The following is a 22,574-nucleotide window of genomic DNA, read 5'->3' as shown; positions in this document are numbered from 1 at the left end:
GCTACGAAACATCACCAGCCCACGATGGGTGTAGGTGCCCGCCGGGAGAAAGCGATGCAGCGTGACCACTGAGGTCATCTACAACCGGATCGCGATGCTGCGCGCCGAGCGCGGGATCTCCCGCCGCGAGCTGGCCGACGCCCTGGGCGTGCACTATCAGACCGTCGGCTATCTGGAACGCGGCGAATACAGCCCGAGCCTGCACCTGGCGCTGCGCATCGCGAACTACTTCGAGGTGGCGGTGGAGGTCATCTTCTCCACCGCCCCCTTCCCTCGCCTCGGATCCGCCAGCGAATCCGTCTGAGCACGCTCAGTCGCGCGGGTTGCGCAGCAACTCGAAGGTGGAGACCGGGGTACCGCTCGCCTCGCTGGCCGCGACCGCCTTGCGCCAGTAGTCCTGGGACAGCCGCGAGAACGCCGGGTCGACACCGACCTCGGTGCTGGCGTCGATGATGTGCTGCGCGCCGGCGTCCATCATCTTCAGGCTGGCCAGCGACGCCCAGCCGCCGTTCTGATTGGCCTCCGAGAACTCCTCCATGAAATACGGGTAGGCCGCGGCGGAGCGGATGGCGAACGGCACGAACTGGGCGATGTCGTGCCCGGCGTTCGCGATCATCGCCGTCGCCTGGTCGAAGGCCAGCAGCCACGGATGGAACGTGGTGAGCAGGCCCTGGTAGAACACCTGGGCCAGACCGTCGTCGGCGCCCAGGTACTCCTGCGGGCTGAGCGGGCGCAGCAGCTCGGCGTGCGTGTCGAACACCTCCTTCGGCCCGCTGTAGAAGATGTAGGACGCCGGGTGCTCGATATTGTCGCCCGCCGACATGACGCCGCCGGAGAGGAACTGCGCGCCGTGCTCGCGCACCCAGGCCGCGCCTTCTCGCGCCTTCTGCGGAGAATCCGAGGAGAGGTTGGCGATCACCTTGCCCGGCAACTGATCCAGGGCTTGGCCGAGGACGTCGTACATGGCGGCGTAGTGGGTGAGGCTGAGCACGGTCACCTCGTTGGCGGCCACGGCTTCGGCGACGGTGGCCGCCCGCTTGGCGCCCAACTCGACCATGGCGTCGACCTTGTCGGTGCTGCGGTTCCACACCGTGACCTCGACGCCGTCCCGCAGGAAGGCCCGGACCATGGCCTGGCCCATCGGGCCGAGGCCGACGACGGAGACGGAGCGAGGGCTGGACTGCTCGGACATTGTGTGTCCCTTCGGTTCTGTTCGGTAGATGCTGGAACCGATGGTTATCCGCGCAGGTAGAGTCGACAAGACCGCACATCGAGGTGGGGCTACTAACCTCGGGGTAGGCAATCTGGTCAGGAGGACGCGATGGCGATGAACGGTGATGTGGATCACGACGTGTGCGGCATGAGCGTCGCCATCGACGTCGTCGGGGGGAAGTGGAAGCTGCACCTGATGTGGGTGCTGGGCCAGGGCCCGCAGCGGTTCGGCCAGATCCGGCGGCTGCTCGAGGGCGTCAGCGAGAAGGTGCTCGCGGAGAATCTGCGCCAGCTCGAGGCGTCGGGGGTGCTGCACCGCGAGATCTTCCCCGAAGTGCCGCCGCGCGTGGAGTATTCGCTCACTCCGCTCGGCGAGGAATTGCGCGTGGCCCTGCTGCCGTTGGAAGCGTGGGGCGACAAGCACCGCCGCGAGCTGCTCGGCAATCTGCTCGCCTCCGCGAGCTGACCGCCCCCACAGGTTCACCCAGCATGCGCCGGAGGTATCCACCCGCATGGGATGTCGTATCAGTGAATTGGTGCTGGACTGCGCCGATCCGGAGGAGCTCGCCCGATTCTGGTGTGCCGTGCTCGATTTCCGCGTCCTCGACCGGGATTCGGACGGCAGCATCGAGATCGGGCCGGAGGCCGGATTCGGCGGTCCGCAGCCGACCATCATCCTCAGCCCGTCCAGCGAACCCAAGCGGGGCAAACTGCGGCTGCACTTCGACGTGAACCCGACCGACGGCGATCAGGCCGCGGAGCTCGAGCAGCTGCTCGGGCTCGGCGCCCGCCGGGTCGAGGTCGGCCAGACGGGCGCCGAATCCTGGCACGTCCTGGCCGATCCCGAGGGCAACGAGTTCTGCCTGCTGCGGGCCCGGATCCCCGCCTAGTCCGCGAGGTGCTCGGCGGCGATGCGCGCGCCGACCCGCCGCAGCAGCGGCTCCGCCTCGGCCATCGACCGCGCGGTGTCGGGTTCCAGCTCGGCCAGCGTGTAGCAGCCGGCGAAGCCCGCCGCCTGGATCTCCGCCGGATCCAGGGTGGTGCGGCCCGCCGCGGCGACCACCGGCACACCGGCGGCGCGCGCCACCTCGCAGACGCCGATCGGCGCCTTGCCGTGCAGGCTCTGGGCGTCCAGGGAGCCCTCGCCGGTGAGCGCCAGCGCCGCACCCTCGACCTTGCCACGGAAGTCGAGCAGGTCCAGGATCACCTCGATGCCGCTGCGCACCCGCGCGCCGAGCACCGCCAGCGCGCCGAATCCGGTGCCGCCCGCGGCGCCCGCGCCCGGCAGCTCGGCGCTGTCCGGGCCGACCAGGCGGGCCCAGTTCGCCAGCGCCGCTTCCAGAATCACCAGATCGTCGTCGGTGGCGCCCTTCTGCGGGCCGTAGACCGCGCCCGCGCCGGTCGGCCCGAGCAGCGGATTGTCCACATCGCAGGCCAGGGTGAACCGGGTGCCGGCGACCCGGGCGTCCAGGCCGGAACGGTCGAACTCGGCCGCCTCCGCCAGCGCCGCTCCGCCGAGCGGTAGTTCGCGTCCCGCGCCGTCCAGCACGCGGGCGCCGAGCGCCTGCAGCATGCCCGCGCCGCCGTCGGTGGACGCGCTGCCGCCCAGCCCGATGATGACCTCGGCGGCGCCGCGCGCCAAGGCGTGCGCGATGACGACGCCCAGCCCGTAGGTGCTCGCGCCGAGCGGATCCGGCTTGTCCTCGGGCAACTGCACCAACCCGACCACGGCGGCCAGCTCCACCACGGCGATCGACTCGCGCATGGCGTAGGCCGTGGGCCCGGGCGCGCCGGTCGGGCCCGGCGCGGTCAGCTCGACGCGCTCCCAGCCGGCGGCGACGAACGCGTCCACCGTGCCGTCGCCGCCGTCGGCGACCGGCAGCTCGATCAGCTCGGCGTCCGGGCGCACCTCGGCGATGCCCGCGGCCAGGGCCGCGGCCGCCCCGCGGGCGGTCAGCGAGCCCTTGAACTTGTCCGGTGCCACGACGACCCGGGGAGAGATTTCACGCGCCATGCCCACATTCTGGCCGCCGGCGGCCCGTTTCCGACCACCCGCGGACGCAGAAAAGTCCACTTCTTTCCGGGTGCGCGGCGCTCAGGGTTTGGGCAGCGGTGCCTGATCGGCGGCGGTGATGCCGGCCTGACCGGTGCGCAGGTAGGCCACGACGGCGTCGTCCAGGACCACGTTGCCGCGCCCGAAGGTGCCGTGATCGCCGCCCTCGACGGTGATCAGCGTTCCGTTCACTGCCCGCGCGAGCGCGGGGCCGCCCTCGTACTTGGTGAGCGCGTCGTGGCGGCTCTGCAGCAGCAGCGGCCGGGTGCGCAGGGTCGCGCCGGTCAACGCCACCGGCTTGGTCACCGGCTCCCAGGAACCGCAGGCCGCGCCGGAGCGGACCATGTCGGCGCGGGCGTCCATGGCGTTGCCGCCGGTGGCGATGGTGCCGACCGCGGCGGCGAGCAGTTCGGGCTTGCCCGGGATCGCGTTCTCGTTGCAGGTGATGGCGGCGAAGACGAAGCGCCCGGTGGGGTCGGTCGCGGTGACGCCCTCCAGCGCCAGCAGGCGGGCCACGTTCGCGGGGTCGGCGTGCGCCTCGGACATGGCGCGGGCGAAGCTGGGCCAGAACGACCGGGTGTAGGTGGCGACGGCGGTGGCCCCCACCATCGGCGTCTGCGCGGACGCACCGCCGGAGAGCATGGTGCGCACCAGGTTCTGCACCTTGGCCGCCTGCTCCATCGTCAGGTTCACGCCGTCACGGGCGATCTCGGCGAGCGGCGCGGGCAGCTCGCGCGGCAGGTCGGCGGCGCCGGCGGGCGGCGGGGTCAGGTTGGCGTACCAGCCGCCGCCCTGCGCGGCGACCAGCCGCGCCCAGTTCTGGTAGACCTGCAACGGCGTCGCGCCGAGGTGGTATTCCCGGTCGTGTTCGGCGATCCAGGTGAACAGGTCGTCCATCCGCTGCTTGCCGGCGACCTGCTGCTGGGCGAACTCCTCGGTCCACACCCAGTCCGGATTGACGTTGGAATCCAGGATCATCCGGTCCACCCGCTGCGGGAACAGCGAGGCGTAGACCGCGCCCAGGTAGGTCCCGTAGGAGACGCCCAGGTAGTTGATCGTCTCGAACCCCAGGGCCGCGCGCACCGATTCCAGGTCGCGTGCGGTGTTCTCGGTGGTGATGGCGTCCAGATAGCCCGGCTGCGCGGCATCGCAGGCTTTCTTCACCTCGTCCCGACTGCCGCCGCTCAGCGAAACCTGCTCGCCCTCGGCGATTTCCCCGGCGGTCTGGCAGGTCAGCGGTGTCGCCCAGCGCAATCCGCGCGGCTGCACGGCGATCCGGTCGTAGTCGGTGGCCAGGGCGGCGGGCAAGGTCTGCACGCGCTTGCCCCAGTAGTCCAGGGTGTCCGCGCCCGGGCCGCCCGGGTTGGCGAACAGGACGCCGCGGCGGGTGCCGGTGGCGGGCAGGCGGCTCACGGTGAGGTCGATGCGCGGGCCGTCCGGGTCGGCGTAATTCATCGGGACACTGAGCACCGCGCACTGCACGCCCTGCTCGGAGGTTACCGAACCCGCTGGGCAGGAACCGAATTCGAGCCCGGGCGCGGCCTGCGCCACGGCGCCGGCGATCGTCGCGCCGACCAGGCCGGCCACGGCCGCCAGACCGACGAGCCGCGTGGTCTCGCGCACCGCTGATTTCCGCATGATCTCGTACCTCCACCGGGCCGCCGCCGCTGTTGAAGCGTGGGGCGCGACCAAGAGCATTCTGCGCACTGTGGGCGGCGGGAGACAAGTCGAGACGGACATTTCACACATCCGGTCACGATCTGTAGTGCGAACCATCGTGATTCCACTCCCACGGAGTAGCGTCGCACTATGGCCCTCCCGCCGTCCGACCACCATTCCGCTTCGAATCGCCCCGCGATACCGCAATTCCAGGTGCGCGACAACACCCAGCTGGACCGTTTCGAGCTCTCGGTCGACGGCGCACTCGCCGGCTGGGCGGAATATCAGGACACCGCCGCCGAACGCGCCTTCGTGCACACCGAGATCGAGCCGCGCTACGAAGGGCACGGCTACGGGACGCTCCTGGTGGAGGCGGCCTTGCGGACCAGTCGCGCCGAGGGTTTCGGCATCCTGCCGCTGTGCGCGCTGGTCCGGCGCCACGTGGAGACCCACCCCGAGCACGTCGCCGCGGTACCCGCGTGGGCGCGCCCGAGAATGGGGCTACCTCAGTAGGCGGCTACCGCACCGTCGAGCGCTCGCTGCAGATCCGTCCGCACCAGCCGCGCGATTTCGGCGGGTTTGGCGGGCAGGTCGTAGATCGGATTGCCGAAATAGAAACTCGCCGACTTCGCCTCCTCCGCGGTCGGCTCCACCGCCGGATCCGGTCGTGGCCCGTAGCTGAGGCCGAGGCTGAGCAGGACCGGCTCCGCGCCGAGCTTGTGTGCGCGGAAGGCGATGTGCCCGACCCCGCTGCCGACCGCCTGCACCTGCGTCGGATCGACCTCGTTGCAGGTGCCCTCGGGGAAGATCGCCAGATGCTCGGAGCGCGCCAGCCGCTGCGCGCAGGTGTCCATCATCTGCTGACCGGCCGCGTTGACCGCGCGCAGACCGTGGTCCTTGCCGCGGAAGACCGGAATGCCGCCCATCATGTCGACCTTGCGCCGCTGCTCGGGCTCCAGGAACAGCTCGTCCTTGGCGAGCACCCGCACCACGCCGATGATCGGGCGCAGCACGCTGCGCCACGCCGCCGCCGCGACGGTGTACGGATCGTGCTGCGAGAGATGGTTGATCGCGATGAGCATCGGCCGCCCCGAACGCACCAGCGCCCGCACCTGCTCGCGCGCCTGCGGCGCGTATCCGATCCGCGGATGCCAGCGCCGCCCGAGTAGGGCGTACGCCGCTTTGGCTTTCAGCCGATTCTGCCGATGTCGCAGATAGAAGTCATAAACAGCGTCGCTATTCTCGAGCATGACCTCGGGCGGTTCCATAGCGCGACTCTACTTCTCCGCCGCGGGGTCGGCTCGGGCCCCGGGAACACCGCAGTTCAACACCGAAACGCCGGGGATCCAGACCAGTGCGGATCGGGGACACAACTGCGAGAATGTGCGAGTGGCACGCGGAGACGACCCGGACGAGCGGAGAACGCACGGCGGACACGATGACCGCCGTCGGCGCGATTCCCGGCACAGCGAGCAGTTGGTGAGAGCGGGCACCTTGCTGGTGTCCGCGACCGATCTGGTCGAGCCCACATTCCGGCGCACCGTCGTCTACATCATCGAGCACAACGATGGCGGCAGTCTGGGTGTGGTGCTGAACCGGCCGAGCGAGACCGCGGTGCGCGACGTGCTGCCGAATTGGGCGGCGGCGACAGCCGCACCGCACCGATTATTCATCGGCGGCCCCGTGAAACGCGATGCCGCGCTATGCCTCGGCACGCTCAGAGTCGGCGCGTCCACCGCCGGGGTGCCGGGCCTGCGCCGTGTCGACGGCCGCGTGGTGCTCGTCGACCTGGATTCCGATCCACGCCTGGTCGCGCCGCTGCTCGAGGGGGTGCGCATCTTCGCCGGCTACGCGGGCTGGACGTTCGGGCAGCTGGAGGGCGAGCTGCAGAACCAGGACTGGATCGTGTTGTCCGCCTTGCCCTCCGACCCGATCAGCACCGGCCGCCCCGATCTCTGGGCGCACGTGCTGCGCCGCCAGCCGCTGCCGTTGGCGCTGCTGGCGACGCATCCGATCGAGCTGGAACGCAACTGACGACGATCCCGCCAGGAGCGTGCCCGGCGGGACCGTCGTCTCGGACCTCAGCGTCCTTGCTTGGCGAACAACGACTTCGACCACAGGTAGCCGCCGACCGCGATGGCGACGCACCAGGCGATCGAGACGAAGCCGCTGGCGCCGATCTCGCTGCCCATCAGCAGACCGCGAATGGTCTCGGTGAACGGCGTGAACGGCTGGTATTCGGCGAACTGGCGCAGGCCGATCGGCATGGTGTCGGTGGGCACCAGGCCACTGCCGAGGAACGGCATCATGATGATCGGGAAGGGCAGATTGCTGGCGCCCTCCGGATTCGGGGCGAGCAGACCGAACGCGACCGACAGCCAGCCGAGCGCGAAGACGATCATGGCGATCAGGCCCACCGCGGCGACCCATTCCAGCGGGTTGGCGTCGGGGCGGAAGCCGATCAGGAATGCCACCCCGACCATGGCCGCGAGGCCGAACACCGCCTGGATCATCGAGCCCACCACGTGCCCCGTCAGCACCGACGAGTGCGAAATCGCCATGGTGCGAAAACGATTCACGATGCCCTTGGTGGTGTCGGTGTTGACCGACACCGCGATCGAGGCGGTCAGATACGCCGGGAGCAGGAGCAGCATTCCCGGCGTCAGATAGTCGATGTACTCGCCGCCGCCGGTGCCCGCCTCCAGCGCGCCGCCGAAGACGAAGTTGAAGATCAGCAGCAGCACCACCGGCATGATCACGACGCTGAACGTCATGGACGGATAGCGCTTCGCGTGCAGCAGGTTCCGGCGCAGCATGGTCAGCGAGTCGGCGAATACCGAGGGGCCCGCGGTGCGCGGTGCGGTGATCGTGCTCATCGCACAGTCTCCTTGTCAGCAGTGGAATGTCCGGTGAGCGTGAGGAATACGTCGTCGAGGGTGGGGGTCTGCACGGACAGGCCCGCGACTTCGATCTGCTCGTAGTCGAGGCGGTCCAGGACCGCGCGCAGCGATTGCACGCCGCCGTCGCTGGGCACGGCGAGGGTGAGGTCGTCCTCGCTGTCGTGCACCTCGGTGCCGGTGCCGAGCGCGGCGGCCGCGGCGACCAGGGCGTCGCGGTCGGTGAACTCCAGGCGGATGTGCCCGCCGGGCACCAGCCGCTTGAGTTCGGCCGCGGTGCCCTCGGCGACGATGCGGCCGTGGTCGAGCACCGCGATGCGGTCGGCCAGCTGGTCGGCCTCCTCCAGGTACTGGGTGGTGAGGAAGACCGTGACGCTGTACTCGTCGACCAGGCCGCGGATGATCTCCCACATGGACCGGCGGCTGCGCGGGTCCAGGCCGGTGGTCGGCTCGTCGAGGAAGATGATGCGCGGATCGCCGACCAGGGTCATGGCCAGATCCAGGCGGCGCGTCATGCCGCCGGAATAGGTGGAGGCCGGCTTGTCGGCCGCTTCCACCAGATCGAAGCGCTCCAGCAGTTCGGTGGCCAGCCCGCGGCCGGCCTTGCGCGGCAGGTGGTGCAGATCCGCCATGAGCAGCAGGTTTTCGCGCCCGGTGAGCAGTTCGTCCACGGCGGCGAACTGTCCGGTGACGCCGATCGCCTGCCGGACCGCGTTGGCTTCGGCGCTCAGATCGTGGCCGGCGACCCGCACTTCGCCGCCGTCGCGGCCGATCAGCGTGCTCAGGATCTGCACGGTGGTGGTCTTGCCGGCGCCGTTCGGGCCGAGCAGCGAGTAGATGGTGCCTTCGGGGACGACGATGTCGATGCCGTCGAGCACCAGCTTGTCGCCGTACGACTTTCGCAGACCCTGCGCGGAAATCGCGGGGAGGCGATGACCGTTCGTCATGGTGGTTCCTTCCGAGAATTTCATTAGTGCATGCGAATACACGCATGCTTCAGCCGCACCGCTCCCGTCCTGCGGTGCGGCGTTGTCGTTTCGGAGTCGGGCCGGGGCCCTCAGATATCGAGTTCCTCGATCGCGGGGCGCTCGGCGATATCGGCGATCCGCTGGTACAGCTTCTCCGGGAGGTGGTCCTTCAATTCCTCGACCGTGTCGACGATGACCAGGATGAAATCGCCCCAGTCCTGATCACCGACGCCCAGCATGCGACGCCAGTTGGTGAGGTCTTTGACCCAGTTGCCCGACTGGTCGACCGGATAGTCGGCGTAGTCGGAGATCTGGGCGTGCATCACATACTTGCCTTTGCGGCTGCGATACACCCGATGGTGCTCCTGCAGGTTCTCGTTCCAGTCCCGCAGTTCCCCGAGCAGCACGCCGGAGAACCGCACCTGCCGGACGCCGTTGTGGCCGACCTTGAGCACTACTTCCTCATAGCCCTCTTGCCGGCCTTCCTCGAGCTCGATGAATCGGCGCAGCGCCGTGGTCACCGCACCCGAGAGGTTCCCGCCGACCAATTCCTGCGCCCGCTGGAACAGGGGCAGATCGTCGTCGGAAACGTAGATCGTCTTGTTGGGCATGACACGACTATACGTAGATGTATACGTACACGCAAGAGGGAGTAGGGAACCGGCGCGGAATCAGGCTCCGAGCGGGGCGTTCAGGCTCCGCCACAACCCCCGCCGCAGCCACCGCCGTCGCCCCCTTCGAAGGGCAAGATACCGCCCGCGTTCGCCCACGACCGCTTTCGCTTGCGCCGGGTGCGCCGCGCGCGCGGACGGGCACGTGCCGCGAGCCGCTGTCGCTTACGGCGCTCGGCTCCCCAGCCCCACCGGCGCTCGCCCAGATCCAGCAACGCGACGAACCCGAACGTCGAGCCGAACAGCATGATCGAGAGTCCCGACTCCCAGTGCGAGTTCAGCGTCGCCACGGTCGCCGAGACCGCGCAGATGCCGAACGTTATCCAGAGTGCCTTCATGATTTCCCCCCACCGGGAATTCGTTGTGGCCGAGCTGCCCGGCAGCTGATCAGCTACCCGCCGCCGCAACCCCCGCCGCCACCGTCGCCGCCGCTGCCCTTGTCGGCGCCGCCGGTGGTCCAGCCCGCGAAGCCGCGCGAGCCCGCGTCCCGCGTTCCCGGCCGGCGCGTGGCGCGCGCCCGGCGGCGGCCGCCCCAGCCCCAGCGCCGGGCGCCGTACTCGAAGAACGCGGCGCACGCGAAGAACAGCGCCACCAGCAGGCAGAGCACCGCGGCGCCCGGATAGGCGGTGACGAAGAAGGCGACCGCCGCGGCGGCGCAGAGGCCGACCAGGATCAGCAGGACGGACATGGAGTTCCTCCCCCGGAACGCGGACCCGTATTCAGGGTCTTCTGCTGCCAGGGTACGCCCGGCGGCCGCGGGTCAGCTGCCGCCGCCGCAACCCCCGCCGCCGCCACCGCAGCCCCCACCGCCGCCGCAGCTGCTGCCGCTGCCGGAATCACCCCCGAAATCGAAGAACCCGCCGCCCGAGCCGCCGGCACCTGAGCTCCAGGCCCGGGACCGCCCGCGTCGACCTCCGCTCAGGCTCGCGCGACGGGCGCTGCGGCCCACGATCAGGACGAACAAGGCCAGCAACAGCAGGCCGATACCGGCTACGGCCTCCCCTGCGATGAAGGCCGACATCGCGCCGAAGAAGAACAGCAAGACGAAGATCGCGACAGTTGCCATGGTTTCCTCCCTGAGACCGTTCCGCTCCAGGAGCGGAGGCTTGGGAAGAACGCTAGGGCGGCGGCCCTGCGAGTCGCTGAAGAAAACCTTGTCAGTTCGACGGCGCGCAGGTGTCGCGCAGCGAGCACGAACCGCAGGACGAACCGCAACCGGACTGCACCGGCACCAGGTTCGCGATCGCCTTGTCGGCGGCGATGGCGCCGCCACCCAGGGTGAACAGGGCGACGACCGCGCTGACCGCGGCGACGATCAGGCCGACCACGACGCCGGCCTGGGAGGCCACCAGACCGCCCGCGAACAGGAGCGCACCGGCCGCGACCGAAGTCGGCGCGGCGACGCGGTTCGCGATGCGGAAGGTTTCCTCGGTGGCGAGGGCGGACTCGGTATGCACACCGACGAAGTGGTTGCGGGGCAGCCGGCCGGTCAGTCCGAGCACGCCGGTTGTGATGGCGACGAGGGCCAGCACGAACAGGGCGAGAGCTACGACGAACACCCGGCCAGGGTATCGCACGGGGTCGGCGACCCCGTTTTTCGGTCCTGCGGGGCGGACGCTTTACCCTGGTAGGCATTTAGTTTGTCGGTGATCGGCGAGAACGAGAAGGCAGGCCCGTGCAGGACAACCGTGTCAATGAGAGCGATGTACCCGAGCACCGGTACAGCGCCGATCTCGCGGGCCGCATCGAACGCCGGTGGCAGCAGAACTGGGTAGAGCGCGGCACCTTCCACGCCCCGAACCCGACCGGTCCGCTGTCCGGCGAAACCCCGTCGGACAAGCTGTTCGTCCAGGACATGTTCCCCTACCCCTCCGGCGCGGGCCTGCACGTCGGCCATCCGCTGGGGTACATCGCCACCGACGTGTTCGCGCGCTACCACCGCATGCAGGGCCGCAACGTGCTGCACGCGCTGGGGTACGACGCGTTCGGCCTGCCCGCCGAGCAGTACGCGGTGCAGACAGGCGCGCACCCGCGCGACACCACCATGTCCAATATCGCCACCATGCAGCGCCAGCTGGACCGGCTGGGCCTGGGCCACGACCGCCGCCGCTCCTTCGCGACCACCGATCCCGAGTACTACCGGTGGACGCAGTGGATCTTCCTGCGCATCTACAACGCCTGGTACGACCAGGAGGCCGGCCGTGCCCGCCCGATCGCCGAATTGGAGGCGCAGTTCGCCTCCGGCGCCCGGCCCGCCCCCGAGGGGCAGGAGTGGGCCACCCTGACGCCCGCCGAGCGCGCCGCACTGATCGATTCCTATCGCCTGGTGTACCAGACCGATTCGGTGGTCAACTGGTGCCCGGGCCTGGGCACGGTGCTGTCGAACGAGGAGGTCACCGCCGACGGCCGCAGCGAGCGCGGCAACTTCCCGGTGTTCCGTAAGCGCCTGTGGCAGTGGATGATGCGGATCACCGCCTACTCCGACCGCCTGGTCGACGATCTGGACCTGCTGGACTGGCCGGACAACGTGAAGTCCATGCAGCGCAACTGGATCGGGCGTTCCCGGGGCGCGCAGGTGCGCTTCGATTCGCCGGCCGGGCCGCTGGAGGTGTTCACCACCCGCCCCGACACCCTGTTCGGCGCGACCTACCTGGTGCTGGCGCCGGAACACGAGCTGGTCGACCAGCTGGTCGCCGCCGCCTACCCGGCCGACACCGACCCGCGCTGGACCAACGCGAGCGCGACGCCCGCGGACGCCGTTGCGGCGTACCGGAAGTCGATCGCCGCCAAGTCGGATCTGGAGCGCCAGGAGAACAAGGAGAAGACCGGCGTCTTCCTGGGCGCGTACGCGGTCAACCCGGCCGACGGCCGCCAGGTGCCGGTATTCATCGCCGACTACGTGCTGAGCGGCTACGGCACCGGCGCCATCATGGCGGTGCCCGGCCACGATCAGCGCGACTGGGATTTCGCGACGGCGTTCGGCCTGCCGATCGTCGAGGTGATCTCCGGCGGCGACGTGCACGAGGCGGCGTGGTCCGGGGCCGGCGAACTGGTGAATTCCGGCTATCTGGACGGGCTTTCGGTCGAGGAGGCCAAGGCCACGATCATCGCCCGGCTGGAGAGCGAAGGCCACGGTCAGGGCACCGTGCAGTACAAGCTGCGCGACTGGCTGTTCGCCCGCCAGCGCTACTGGGGTGAGCCGTTCCCGATCGTCTACGACGAGAGCGGGGCCGCGCACGCGCTGCCGGAATCCATGCTGCCCGTCGAGCTGCCGGAGATGGACGATTTCGCCCCGGTCACCTTCGACGCCGACGACGCGAACTCCGAGCCGTCGCCGCCGCTGGCCAAGGCCACCGACTGGGTGCACGTGGAACTGGATCTGGGCGACGGGCCCAAACGGTACCGGCGCGACACCAACGTCATGCCGAACTGGGCGGGCAGCTCCTGGTACCAGCTGCGCTACACCGACCCGACGAACCCGGAAGTGTTCTGCGCCAAGGAGAACGAGGCCTACTGGCTGGGCCCGCGCCCGGCCGAGCACGGCCCGACCGATCCGGGCGGCGTCGACCTGTACGTCGGCGGCGTCGAGCACGCGGTGCTGCATCTGCTGTACGCGCGGTTCTGGCAGAAGGTGCTGTTCGATCTGGGTGAGGTCAGCAGCCGCGAGCCCTACCGCCGCCTGTTCAATCAGGGCTACATCCAGGCTTTCGCCTACACCGACACGCGCGGAGCGTACGTGCCCGCCGCCGACGTGGTCGAGCGGGACGGCAAGTTCTTCCTGGGCGCGGACGAGGTGTTCCAGGAGTACGGCAAGATCGGCAAGTCGCTGAAGAACGCCATCTCCCCCGACGAGATGTGCGATCTGTACGGCGCCGACACCTTCCGCTTCTACGAGATGTCGATGGGCCCGCTGGACACCTCGCGGCCCTGGGCCACCAAGGACGTCGTCGGCGCGCACCGCTTCCTGCAGCGGGTCTGGCGGCTGGTGGTGGACGAGGAGTCCGGCGCGATCCGCGTCACCGAGGACGACCCGTCCGACGCGACCGCCCGGCTGCTGCACAAGACCATCGCCGGCGTGGACGAGGATTACGCGGCGCTGCGCGACAACACCGCGGGCGCCAAGCTGATCGAGCTGACCAACCATCTGACCAAGAACTACCCCGGCGGCGCCCCGCGCCACGTGGTCGAGTCGCTGGTCCTGATGCTGGCTCCGCTGTCCCCGCACATCGCCGAGGAACTCTGGGAACGCCTGGGCCACACCGAATCCCTGGCCCACGGCCCCTTCCCCGTCGCCGACCCGGCCATGCTGGTCGACGACACCGTCGAGTACCCGATCCAGGTGAACGGCAAGGTCCGCAGCAAGATCCAGGTCCCGGCCGGCGCCGACAACGCCGCGATCGAGGCCGCGGCCCTGGCCGACGACAAGATCGTCGCCCTCCTGAACGGTGCCGCCCCCCGCAAACTGATCGTCGTCCCGGGCCGCCTGATCAACATCGTCGCCTAGGCTCGGAAAACTTCAGCGCCCACGCCGAACGGCGTGGGCGCTGCGTGTATGCGGCGATCAGCGTGCCCCGCCGAAATCCCGCGGTATGCGGATCGACTACATCTGGTTCGGCGGGAGCAGGACGTCGTCGAGGGTGACCATCGAGAGGTTGCGTGCGCGGATGATGTCCACGAGCTGGCCGTAGCAGTGGGTGACGGCGGGGGCGTTGGCGTGGCCGATGATGATGGTTTGCGGGTTGAAGTATTTGTGGGCGCATTCGATGAGGTACTGCTCGGTGATCACGCCGGAGTCGGAGAGCGAGCCGTACCACATTGTGGGGACGGTGTAGCCGAGATCGGCGGCGATCCGGTCGACGGTGCCGTTGTGGCGGCCGAAGGGGGGACGGTAGTACGGGGTGCCGTCGGTGCCGAAGGTGTTGCGCAGGAAGGTTTTCGCGTCGTCGAGCTGACCGGCGACGGTACCGGCGGAGACGGCGGTGAGGTCGGCGTGGCTCCAGGTGTGGTTGGCCAGCTGGATCTGGCCGGATTCGACCAGGGGGCGCAGCGCGTCCCGGTGGATCGACCAGGAGTCGTAGTGGGCGGTGACGAAGAAGGTGAAGCGGGCGCCGGTGTCCTTGGCGAACTGGATGTAGGCGCCGACGACTTCGGGGCTGGCGCCGTCGTCGACGGTGAGCGCCAGGCTGGTCCCCGCTCCGGGCAGCGCCGTGATGGTCTGCGCCGGGATGGCGGTCTTGGGCCCGCCGGGCGGCGGGGGCAGCAGCGGCGGGGCGGCCCGGGGCGGCGGCGGGGTCTGGATCGGCGATCCACCGCCCGATCCGGCCTCCAGGGTTTCGCCCTCGGCCCGGGTGCAGCCGGTCAGCGCCACCGCTGTCCCCGCCGCGAGCAGGGCCAGCAACTGTCGTCGGTCCACGTTTCACCTCGGCTCGTCGTCGATCGTCGGCACTGTAGTCAGGGCGGGTGTCGCGCGGATGGATCCACGCGGCCCGGTGCGCAAACCGAGATGAACGTCCGGTGATCAGCTGTTGGGGCGCAGCATGATCTCGGTGGGGTGCGCGTCGCGCGGGGTGTCGACGGCGTTGCGCACCGTCCACGCGACGGTCTGCGGCGTGAGGAATTCCTCGGGCCGGTACTCGCGGCCTTCGCCCGCGATGATCGCCCGCTGCATGTCGGTGTCGATGCGCCCGGGATGGATCGAGGTGACGCGCAGCTTCGGCTCCTCGAGGCGCAGCGCGTCGCCGAAGGCCTTGAGCGCGAACTTGCTCGCCGCGTAGGACGCCCAGCCCGCGTTGGCGCGCAGCCCGGCGCCCGAATTGATCAGCACCACATGGCCCTCCGCCCGCCGCAGCGCGGGCAACAGCAGCCGGGTCAATTCGGCGACCGCAATCACATTGGCTTCCAACGTATTCCGCCACTGATCGACCGAGGACTCGGCGACGGTGCCGAGATCGGCGACGCCCGCGTTGTGAACAAGCACATCGAGCCGGTCGATCTCGGCGACGGCCGCGGCCACCGCGTCGTAGTCGGTGAGCTGGACGGGCCAGCCGCGCGCGCCGGGCAATTCGCTCAGGATCGGCCGCAGCGCCTCGGCGGTCCGCGCGCCGAGCAGCAGTTCGTAGCCGGGAGCGAGTTCCCGGGCGATGGCGGCGCCGAGCCCGCGGCTGGCGCCGGTGATCAAGGCGGACGGCTTCGGAAGGCTGGTCACGGCAGTGGTCATGGGGCCCCACCGTAGTGGCTGTGCACAAACCGGGTGGTAACCCGTAGCACTCGGGCCGCCGCCGTCGATGCACGCATGTGACATCAGCCGCACAGGTGCCGGCCGCTCGGGGCCCGAAGACCAACTCCGGCCGGGCGTATCTGCGGGTCGCACCGCAGAATAGAGGGATGGCGCACCCGGGTTTCACCCCCACCCAGCTCGCGGCTCGCGCCGCCTACCTGCTGCGTGGCAATGATCTGGGCACCATGACCAGCGCCGCGCCCCGCCTCTATCCGCACATGTGGAGCTGGGACGCCGCCTTCGTCGCGGTCGGGTTGGCGCCGTTGAGCGTGGAGCGCGCGGTGATCGAGCTGGATACGCTGCTGTCGGCGCAGTGGAAGAACGGCATGATCCCGCACATCGTCTTCGCCAACGGCGTCGACGGCTACTTCCCCGGTCCGGCCCGGTGGGAGTGCCGCGAGCTCGCGGCGAACGCACCGGACGGCCCGGACACCTCCGGCATCACCCAGCCGCCCGTGCACGCCATCGCGGTGCAGCGAATCCTGGATCATTCGCGCCGGCACGGCCGCAGCACCCGCGCGGTAGCCGAGGAATTCCTGAATCGGCGCTGGCCGGACCTGGTGCGCTGGCATCGCTGGCTGGCGCACGCCCGCGATCCCAAGGAGAGCGGCCGGATCACGCTGTATCACGGCTGGGAATCCGGGATGGATAATTCGCCGCGCTGGGATCGCGCTTACGCGAACGTGATTCCCGGCGACCTGCCGCCGTATCAGCGGGCCGACACCGCGATCGTCGCCGATCCCACCCAGCGCCCGAGCGATCGCGAGTACGACCGCTATCTGTGGCTGGTCGAGCAGATGCGCCGCGCGGGCTACGACGATTTCCAGCTGGATTCGACGATGAGTTTCGCGGTGCAGGACGTGTTCGTCACCGCGATCTTCGCGCTGGCCTGTGAGGTGCTGGCCAATATCGGCGAGGAGTACAAGCAGCCCCACGCCGACGTGCGCGAATTGCACGGCTGGGCGGACCGATTCCGCGCGGGCGTGGTGGCCACCGCCGACGCGCGGACCGGGGCGGCCCACGATTTCGACGTGCGCCTGCGCCGCCCGATCCACACCGAGACGCTGGCGGTCTTCGCGCCGCTGCTCAGCGGCGGCCTGCCGCGCGACGCCGAGCGCGCGCTGCTGCGCCTGTTCGAGGGTCCGAGTTACTGCGGCCACCCGGATCTGCGGTACGCGCTGCCGCCCTCGACCTCGCCGGTGTCGAAGGATTTCCGTCCGCGCGAGTACTGGCGCGGCCCGGTGTGGCCGGTGATGAGCTGGCTGTTCTCCTGGGCTTTCGCCCGCCGCGGCTGGGCCGAGCGCGCGTTCATGCTGCGCGCGGAGGGGTTGCGCCAGGCCAGCGACGGCAGCTTCGCCGAGTACTACGAGCCGTTCACCGGCGAACCGCTGGGCAGCATGCAGCAGTCCTGGACGGCAGCCTCGGTGCTGGACTGGCTGGGCTGACAGGCGAATCCCCGGCGACCGGACATTTCGGTCATACACTGCCGCCATGGACAAGCGCTCGAGACGGTTCTTCCTGTCCGTGCCCTTGGTGGCGGCCCTCGGCCTGCTGCAGATACCGTCCGCCGCCGCGAATCCGGCGATCGTCGAGGTGTACAGCGGCTATTCGGCCACCGGCGCCGAGGGCGCGCCGATCCGCTCGGTCACCGCCCGCTGGACCGAGCCGCGGGTCTCGTGCAACCCCGTCACCAGCCTCGGCGGCGGCCTGCGGAACATCATCGGCACCGGGTCCGCCCTGATCAAGACGCCGGGGATGCTGGCCAATCCGCTGGGCCTGGCGGTCACCCAGTTCGTGCCGCACATGAGTTTCTGGGTGGGCCTGGTCGGCGGCACGGGCCACGACACCACGCTGATCCAGACCGGCACCTCCACCGTCTGCGTGCTGGGCGCGGTCGAACACGGTGGCTTCTTCGAGGTGCCGTCGCTGCGCGAGCAGAAATCACCGGAGGCCTGGGTGGACCCGCCGGTGGAGCCGGGCGACACGATGCAGGCCACCGTCAGCTGGGACGGCGACACCTTCCGCCTGGCCCTGACCAACAGCACGGCGGGCTGGACCCGCGAGACCACCAAGCAGTTGCCCGGCATCGAGCCGAAACTGGCGCTGGCCGTCGGCGAGACCATCCCGTGCAACGCGCCGGATTTCACGCCGGTGGAATTCACCGAGGTCAGCGCGGACGGTAAACCGTTCGGCGAGTTCGAGGTTCGCAGCTGGAGCGTCCGCCCGTGCGGCGCGATCGCCCCGAGCCCGCTGCATGACGGATCGTTCACCATCACCCAGCCCGACGGTGTGTTGAGTCACACCCATCCCCAGGAAAATTAGAGCAAGTCGCTATCATCGGGCGCCATGGGTATCAAGCGCTCCAGGCGGATGGTGGTAATGATGGCGGCGGCGGGCCTGCTCACCGCGCCCGCGGCCGCGGCGGAGCCGCAGGGGCCGGACGTGTCGTCCTGGCAGCATCCCGACAAGGCGCTGATCGATTGGTTCGCGGTCCGGCACGCGGGCTACGAGTTCGCGATGGTCAAGGCGACCGAGGGCCTGCACTACGTCAATCCGCACTACGTCACCGACAGCGTGATCATGCGGATGGCCGGCGTCGCGCGCGGCACCTACCACTACGCGCGCCCGGAGCTGGCGCCGGAGGCGCAGGCCGCGCTGTATTCGACGGTGGTGCTGGGCCAGAACGGCGCGCTGGACCTGCCGCCGGTCCTCGACCTCGAGACCTCCGGCGGCCTGCCGCCCGAGGCGCTCATCGACTGGACCCAGCGCTACCTGAACACGGTGCAGTCGCTGACCGGCCGGGTGCCGATCATCTACACCTATCCGAACTTCTGGAAAACGGCCATGGCGAACACGAACCAGTTCACCCGGTACCCGCTGTGGATCGCCGACTACCGCGGCAACCCGGCGCCCGAGGTGCCCGGCGGGTGGCCTGCGTGGACCTTCTGGCAGACCACCGACAGCGGCTCCATTCCCGGCATTCCGGCGCGGGTCGACCTCAACGTCTACAGCGGGGCCCAGGGCGATTTCGCCCGGTTCGCCAATATGTGAGCCCTAGACGCCGATCCGGCCGCCGCCCTTCTTCCACACCGCGACCACCGACGCGCGCGGCTGGGCGGTGCCGCCGTCGGGCCAGTGCGAGAGCGGGTTGTCCGGGGTGGCGTCGTCGGCCTCGCCCGGATGCTGCACGCACACCATCGCGCGCTGCTCGGTGACGATCGGCCCGCAGGTCTCGCCGCCGCGCGGCACCGTCAGGAACTGTTTGGTCTCACCGCGATTCGGGCCCTCGAGCACCACCGAGAACAAGCCGTCGTTGGACTTGAGCGCGTTGCCGTCGGTGGAGATCCACAGGTTGCCGTACGGGTCGAAGGCCAGGTTGTCCGGGCAGGAGATCGGGCTGACCTTGGTCTTGTCGAAACCGGCGAAGTAGGTGTCGGCGGCGGCCGGATCACCGCAGACCAGCAGCAGCGACCAGGTGAACTCGGTCCCGGTGTGCTTGTCGTCGATCTCGAGCACCTGGCCGTTCTTGTTCAGCTTGCGCGGATTCGCCTCGTCCACACCGGCTTTGCCCTCGGCGCCGCGGTTGTCGTTGTTGGTCAGCGCGACGTACACCTTGCCGGTGAAGGGATTGGCCTCGAAATCCTCGGGGCGGTCCATCTTGGTGGCGCCCACCTTGTCCGCGGCCAGGCGGGTGAACACCGCGACCTCGGCCGCCGACATGCCCTCGACCAGCGACTTGCCCTTGCCGTCCGCGGTGGACTCGAGCAGCGGGATCCAGGTGCCCTTGCCGGTGAAGCCCTGCGCGGAGGGCACGGTGCCGCTGCCGTCGACCTTGTCGGCGTGATCGCCGGTGAGCTTGGCGACGTAGAGCGTGCCCTCGGTGAGGATCTTCATGTTCTCGCGACGGCTGGCCGCGCCGGTGCCGGACTGGATCTTGCGCTTGGAGATGAACTTGTACATGTAGTCGAACTTCTCGTCGTCGCCGGTGTAGGAGACGACGTCGCCGTTCGGGGTGACGTAGATGGTCGCGCCCTCGTGCTTGAGGCGGCCCAGCGCGGAGTGCTTGACCGGCACCGAGTTCGGATCCCACGGATCCACCTCGACGACGTAGCCGAAGCGGTTCGCCTCGAACGGCTCCTTCTCCAGGTCGAAGCGCTTGTCGGCGGCCTCCCAGCCGTTGGCGGTCTTGCCCGCGGCGAAGCCGTAGCGCTTGGTCCGGGTGTTGCCGATCTTGTCGCCGTTGGCGAAGTAGCCGTTGAAGTTCTCCTCGCCGGAAAGCACGGTGCCCCAGGGGGTCACGCCGCCGGCGCAGTTGGCGAAGGTGCCCAGGATCTTGGTGCCGGTGGGGTCGGCCGAGGTGGTGACGTAGGCGCTGCCCGCGGCGGGACCGGTCAGCTTGAATTCGGTGGTGGCGGTGATGCGGCGGTTGTACTTGCCGAACACCGGAGTCAGCTTGCCGGAACCGGATTCGCCCTTGACCTCGACGACCGACAGGCCGTGCGCCGCCATCGTGATGGCGATCTGCTCGGGGGTCGGAGCGTCCTTGTTGTAGCCGCGGAACATGTGCGGGCCGGTGGTGTACTCGTGGTTGACCACCAGCAGGTAGGAGTTGGCCTGGCCTTCGATCGGCAGCAGGGCGGCGAAATCGTTGTTGTAGCCGAACTGCTTGGCCTGCGCGGCGGCGGTCTGCTTGTCGAAGTCGAAGGCGGGCGCGTCGGCGAAGATCGGGTCGCCCCAGCGGATCACGACGCCCTGCTCGTAGCCCTCGGGGATGACGACCGCGTCTTCCTTGTTGGGGGCGACGGCGGTGTAGGCGGTGCCGGTGCCGGGCGTGCCCGCGGCCTTGGCGACGGGGGTGGGCGCGTCGGCGGGCTTGTCGTCACCGCAGGCGACCAGGGCGCTACCCGCGCCGACGGCGAGGACGGCGGCCGCGCCGCCCTTGATCAGGCCGCGCCGGTTCAGGCCGGCGACGATGTCACCGAAGTATTCGCCGCCGGAGGTATTGGGCACCTCGTGGAAGCAGGCGTTGCCGCACTTGTATTCACAGGTCACGGCGGCACGCGAGGACTGACCGTCGTGCTTGACGAAAAGGGCGAGCGGTTTCACGGTAACTCCTGAACTCGGGCTGTCGGGCGCACGGTAAACCGCGGAAACCAGCCACGGGAAACGCCTGGGTTAACGGCGAACCAATTAGGTAACCCTCAGTTTGCCGGAACCTCGCTGGGCGTCCGGCGCACCGCGAATCCGCGACCGCACAGCAATAATCCCGGCCACCGCGCGGGCGGGCCGGGATCATCGGGGAGAACTGGGGAGTATTCGGCGCTCGCATGCCGTCCTCACGCGTTGACCGGCAGCGACAGCACCACCTCCCGCTCGTTGCCGGGCAGATAGTGCACCTGGACGATCCGGCCGACCTGCACGCCGCCGACCAGCGCCGGCGGCAGGAACTTCTCGGCGTGCGTGGCGAAGGTGCTGCCGTCGGGGCGGGTGACCACCAGTCCCAGGTCGATGCGGGAGTGGCCGTCGCGGATCTCGCCCGGCACCGACAGCGACTGCACCACGGCCTGGGCCTGGATGCCGCGCGCGGCGATGTCCAGTTTCGCCGGGGTGGTGAAGCCCTTGCGGATCATCGACTCGTTCATCGCCCGCTGCGCCGCGGCGGTATTGCCGGACATGTCGACCTCGACCTTGTCGGTGCGCTCGGGCAGGTACCGCACCGGCAGCACGACGCCCGGCCGCAGCAGCGCCAGCTCGGTGAGCGGCACCACCATGCGGGCGGTGGAGCGGAAGACCTTGCCGTCGGCGCCCTCCACGCTGAAGTCGATCCGCACCTGCGGCTGATCGTTGAGGGTGACGCCGGTGTGGTGGAACGAGCGCACCGTGCCGATGCCGATCAGTCCGTTGCGGAATTCGGAGCTGTTGCTGCCGGTCAGGGCCTGCAGGATGCCGTCGCCGGTGAAGGCGAAGACCACGGTGATCAGGACGAAGGCCATGATCGGCAGCGCCATCTGCGGCCCGATCCACGGCATCGCGAACGGGTCGGAGGTGTCGGCGGTGAGGCCGTGGAAGAAGTAGTAGCCGAGGGCGAGAGCGCCGAAGACGAGGGCGGCGGTGCGGGCTTTGGTGCGCATGGGTGGCTCCTTGGGGTGTTACCCCGCGCTCCCGCAGGTGGTGCGGGAGCGCGGGTTTCGGGATGGTGGGGGTGGGGATCAGCCGACGATGGCGGTGCACGCGAAGGTGATGTCGAACTTCGCGGCGGGCGCACCGGCCATCGGGTTGGTCATGTCGGGCGTGCCGACGCCCTCACCGGTCACCTTGTAGGTGTTGCCGTCCTTGACCAGCTTCGCCGAGCCGCCCGGCTGGCCGTTGCCGAAGCCGACCGCGTAGGGCAGGCCGTTCGCGCCGCCCTTGGCGCCGGCGATGCCGACGGCCTGCACGGTGTCACCGCTGATGGTGGCGCTCACGGTGAGCTGGCCGTGCGCGGCGTTGTTGTTGTCGGTCAGCGCGAGGGCCAGGATGCCGCCCTGCTTGGCGCAGGTGGTGTCGAAGGTGGCGGCCAGCGCCTTGCCGTCGACCGAGGCCGAGGACTTGCCGCCGGCGGGTGCCGGGGCCGCGGAGGTGGCGGGCTTGTCGGCCGGGGCGGGGTTGCTGCTCTTGGCGTCGTCCCCGCAGGCGGTCAGGCCCAGGGCCAGGGCGGAGGTGGCGGCGATGACGGCGGCGGCGGTCTTGATGTTCATGAGGTCTTCCTTTGTCTTTCGTGTGGTCCGGCCCTTGTCGGTGCCGTTGAGAGAAAGGTAGAAACGATTCCCGCCCTACCGATCCCAGGTTTGGCCGGTC

General features: G+C 69.5%; 25 protein-coding genes. 9 read left to right on the top strand and 16 right to left on the bottom strand.

Features of this window, described 5'->3' with window-relative positions:
• Positions 1-61: 61 nt before the first annotated feature.
• Positions 62-304: a helix-turn-helix transcriptional regulator gene (locus AB0I43_RS07760; RefSeq protein ID WP_356972088.1), complete on the top strand. Its 243-nt coding sequence runs from the start codon at positions 62-64 to the stop codon at positions 302-304.
• Between the two features lie 6 nt (positions 305-310).
• Here AB0I43_RS07760 and AB0I43_RS07755 read toward each other — a convergent pair whose 3' ends face one another.
• A complete protein-coding gene (locus AB0I43_RS07755; protein ID WP_356972087.1) occupies positions 311-1,192 on the bottom strand; it encodes an NAD(P)-binding domain-containing protein in 882 nt (293 codons plus the stop codon).
• A 135-nt stretch (positions 1,193-1,327) separates the two neighbouring features.
• Between AB0I43_RS07755 and AB0I43_RS07750 the strand changes: the two genes are divergently transcribed.
• The gene (locus AB0I43_RS07750) at positions 1,328-1,678 is read left to right on the top strand and encodes a helix-turn-helix domain-containing protein (RefSeq protein WP_356972270.1); all 351 of its coding nucleotides are present in this window, start codon (positions 1,328-1,330) and stop codon (positions 1,676-1,678) included.
• A 46-nt stretch (positions 1,679-1,724) separates the two neighbouring features.
• Positions 1,725-2,102, top strand: coding sequence for a VOC family protein (locus AB0I43_RS07745; RefSeq protein ID WP_357431575.1), 378 nt, complete (start codon positions 1,725-1,727; stop codon positions 2,100-2,102).
• On the opposite strand, the gene AB0I43_RS07740 is transcribed toward AB0I43_RS07745, so the two are convergent.
• On the bottom strand, positions 2,099-3,226 hold the full coding sequence (locus tag AB0I43_RS07740; protein ID WP_356972085.1) for a glycerate kinase: 1,128 nt from the start codon (positions 3,224-3,226) through the stop codon (positions 2,099-2,101). The genes AB0I43_RS07745 and AB0I43_RS07740 overlap by 4 nt on opposite strands.
• A gap of 81 nt (positions 3,227-3,307) precedes the next feature.
• Complete coding sequence (locus AB0I43_RS07735; RefSeq protein WP_356972084.1) at positions 3,308-4,903, bottom strand: alpha/beta fold hydrolase; 1,596 nt, start codon at positions 4,901-4,903, stop codon at positions 3,308-3,310.
• A gap of 171 nt (positions 4,904-5,074) precedes the next feature.
• Here AB0I43_RS07735 and AB0I43_RS07730 point away from each other — a divergent pair, with 171 nt between their 5' ends.
• Positions 5,075-5,437 carry a GNAT family N-acetyltransferase gene (locus tag AB0I43_RS07730; protein WP_356972083.1) on the top strand — a complete coding sequence of 121 codons (363 nt, stop codon included), beginning with the start codon at positions 5,075-5,077 and terminating at the stop codon, positions 5,435-5,437.
• Here the strand turns inward: AB0I43_RS07730 and AB0I43_RS07725 are convergent.
• On the bottom strand, positions 5,431-6,192 hold the full coding sequence (locus AB0I43_RS07725) for a 1-acyl-sn-glycerol-3-phosphate acyltransferase (RefSeq protein ID WP_357431573.1): 762 nt from the start codon (positions 6,190-6,192) through the stop codon (positions 5,431-5,433). The two genes, AB0I43_RS07730 and AB0I43_RS07725, sit on opposite strands and share 7 nt — an antisense overlap.
• Before the next feature lie 121 nt (positions 6,193-6,313).
• Here AB0I43_RS07725 and AB0I43_RS07720 point away from each other — a divergent pair, with 121 nt between their 5' ends.
• Positions 6,314-6,958, top strand: a complete 645-nt coding sequence (locus tag AB0I43_RS07720) for a YqgE/AlgH family protein (protein WP_356972081.1) — start codon at positions 6,314-6,316, stop codon at positions 6,956-6,958.
• Positions 6,959-7,005: 47 nt separating this feature from the next.
• Here AB0I43_RS07720 and AB0I43_RS07715 read toward each other — a convergent pair whose 3' ends face one another.
• From AB0I43_RS07715 to AB0I43_RS07685, 7 genes are all read right to left on the bottom strand, one after another.
• On the bottom strand, positions 7,006-7,800 hold the full coding sequence (locus AB0I43_RS07715) for an ABC transporter permease (RefSeq protein WP_356972080.1): 795 nt from the start codon (positions 7,798-7,800) through the stop codon (positions 7,006-7,008).
• Positions 7,797-8,768 (bottom strand): ATP-binding cassette domain-containing protein, encoded by a 972-nt coding sequence (locus AB0I43_RS07710; RefSeq protein ID WP_357431571.1) that lies wholly within the window; start codon positions 8,766-8,768, stop codon positions 7,797-7,799. The genes AB0I43_RS07715 and AB0I43_RS07710 overlap by 4 nt, the downstream gene beginning before the upstream one ends.
• Positions 8,769-8,878: 110 nt before the next feature.
• Positions 8,879-9,400, bottom strand: a complete 522-nt coding sequence (locus tag AB0I43_RS07705) for an EXLDI protein (RefSeq protein ID WP_356972078.1) — start codon at positions 9,398-9,400, stop codon at positions 8,879-8,881.
• An 80-nt stretch (positions 9,401-9,480) separates the two neighbouring features.
• On the bottom strand, positions 9,481-9,798 hold the full coding sequence (locus AB0I43_RS07700) for a hypothetical protein (protein WP_357431569.1): 318 nt from the start codon (positions 9,796-9,798) through the stop codon (positions 9,481-9,483).
• Between the two features lie 53 nt (positions 9,799-9,851).
• Positions 9,852-10,148: a hypothetical protein gene (locus AB0I43_RS07695; protein ID WP_357431565.1), complete on the bottom strand. Its 297-nt coding sequence runs from the start codon at positions 10,146-10,148 to the stop codon at positions 9,852-9,854.
• A 72-nt stretch (positions 10,149-10,220) separates the two neighbouring features.
• A complete protein-coding gene (locus tag AB0I43_RS07690; protein ID WP_357431563.1) occupies positions 10,221-10,526 on the bottom strand; it encodes a hypothetical protein in 306 nt (101 codons plus the stop codon).
• A 91-nt stretch (positions 10,527-10,617) separates the two neighbouring features.
• Positions 10,618-11,019 carry an SdpI family protein gene (locus AB0I43_RS07685; protein ID WP_356972075.1) on the bottom strand — a complete coding sequence of 134 codons (402 nt, stop codon included), beginning with the start codon at positions 11,017-11,019 and terminating at the stop codon, positions 10,618-10,620.
• Positions 11,020-11,135: 116 nt separating this feature from the next.
• Between AB0I43_RS07685 and leuS the strand changes: the two genes are divergently transcribed.
• On the top strand, positions 11,136-13,964 hold the full coding sequence (leuS, locus tag AB0I43_RS07680; RefSeq protein WP_357431561.1) for a leucine--tRNA ligase: 2,829 nt from the start codon (positions 11,136-11,138) through the stop codon (positions 13,962-13,964).
• Positions 13,965-14,060: 96 nt separating this feature from the next.
• Here leuS and AB0I43_RS07675 read toward each other — a convergent pair whose 3' ends face one another.
• On the bottom strand, positions 14,061-14,873 hold the full coding sequence (locus AB0I43_RS07675) for a polysaccharide deacetylase family protein (protein ID WP_356972073.1): 813 nt from the start codon (positions 14,871-14,873) through the stop codon (positions 14,061-14,063).
• A gap of 105 nt (positions 14,874-14,978) precedes the next feature.
• Complete coding sequence (locus AB0I43_RS07670) at positions 14,979-15,677, bottom strand: SDR family oxidoreductase (protein WP_356972072.1); 699 nt, start codon at positions 15,675-15,677, stop codon at positions 14,979-14,981.
• Between the two features lie 167 nt (positions 15,678-15,844).
• Here AB0I43_RS07670 and AB0I43_RS07665 point away from each other — a divergent pair, with 167 nt between their 5' ends.
• The 3 genes from AB0I43_RS07665 to AB0I43_RS07655 are packed head-to-tail and all read left to right on the top strand — an operon-like array spanning position 15,845 to position 18,788.
• The gene (locus AB0I43_RS07665; protein WP_356972071.1) at positions 15,845-17,182 is read left to right on the top strand and encodes a glycogen debranching protein; all 1,338 of its coding nucleotides are present in this window, start codon (positions 15,845-15,847) and stop codon (positions 17,180-17,182) included.
• Between the two features lie 46 nt (positions 17,183-17,228).
• A complete protein-coding gene (locus AB0I43_RS07660; protein WP_356972070.1) occupies positions 17,229-18,059 on the top strand; it encodes a G1 family glutamic endopeptidase in 831 nt (276 codons plus the stop codon).
• A gap of 48 nt (positions 18,060-18,107) precedes the next feature.
• The gene (locus tag AB0I43_RS07655) at positions 18,108-18,788 is read left to right on the top strand and encodes a glycoside hydrolase family 25 protein (protein WP_356972268.1); all 681 of its coding nucleotides are present in this window, start codon (positions 18,108-18,110) and stop codon (positions 18,786-18,788) included.
• A 3-nt stretch (positions 18,789-18,791) separates the two neighbouring features.
• Here AB0I43_RS07655 and AB0I43_RS07650 read toward each other — a convergent pair whose 3' ends face one another.
• From AB0I43_RS07650 to AB0I43_RS07640, 3 genes are all read right to left on the bottom strand, one after another.
• On the bottom strand, positions 18,792-20,843 hold the full coding sequence (locus AB0I43_RS07650) for a PhoX family phosphatase (protein ID WP_357431559.1): 2,052 nt from the start codon (positions 20,841-20,843) through the stop codon (positions 18,792-18,794).
• Positions 20,844-21,073: 230 nt separating this feature from the next.
• Entirely contained in the window at positions 21,074-21,868 is a 795-nt protein-coding gene (locus AB0I43_RS07645; RefSeq protein ID WP_356972068.1) for a hypothetical protein, read from the bottom strand.
• 78 nt (positions 21,869-21,946) lie between these two features.
• Entirely contained in the window at positions 21,947-22,474 is a 528-nt protein-coding gene (locus AB0I43_RS07640; RefSeq protein ID WP_356972067.1) for a lipoprotein LpqH, read from the bottom strand.
• Positions 22,475-22,574 lie beyond the last annotated feature (100 nt).

It is taken from the genome of Nocardia sp. NPDC050435, assembly GCF_040655395.1.
In the GTDB taxonomy this organism is placed as follows: domain Bacteria; phylum Actinomycetota; class Actinomycetes; order Mycobacteriales; family Mycobacteriaceae; genus Nocardia.
This window is presented reverse-complemented; position numbering and strand designations above follow the sequence as displayed.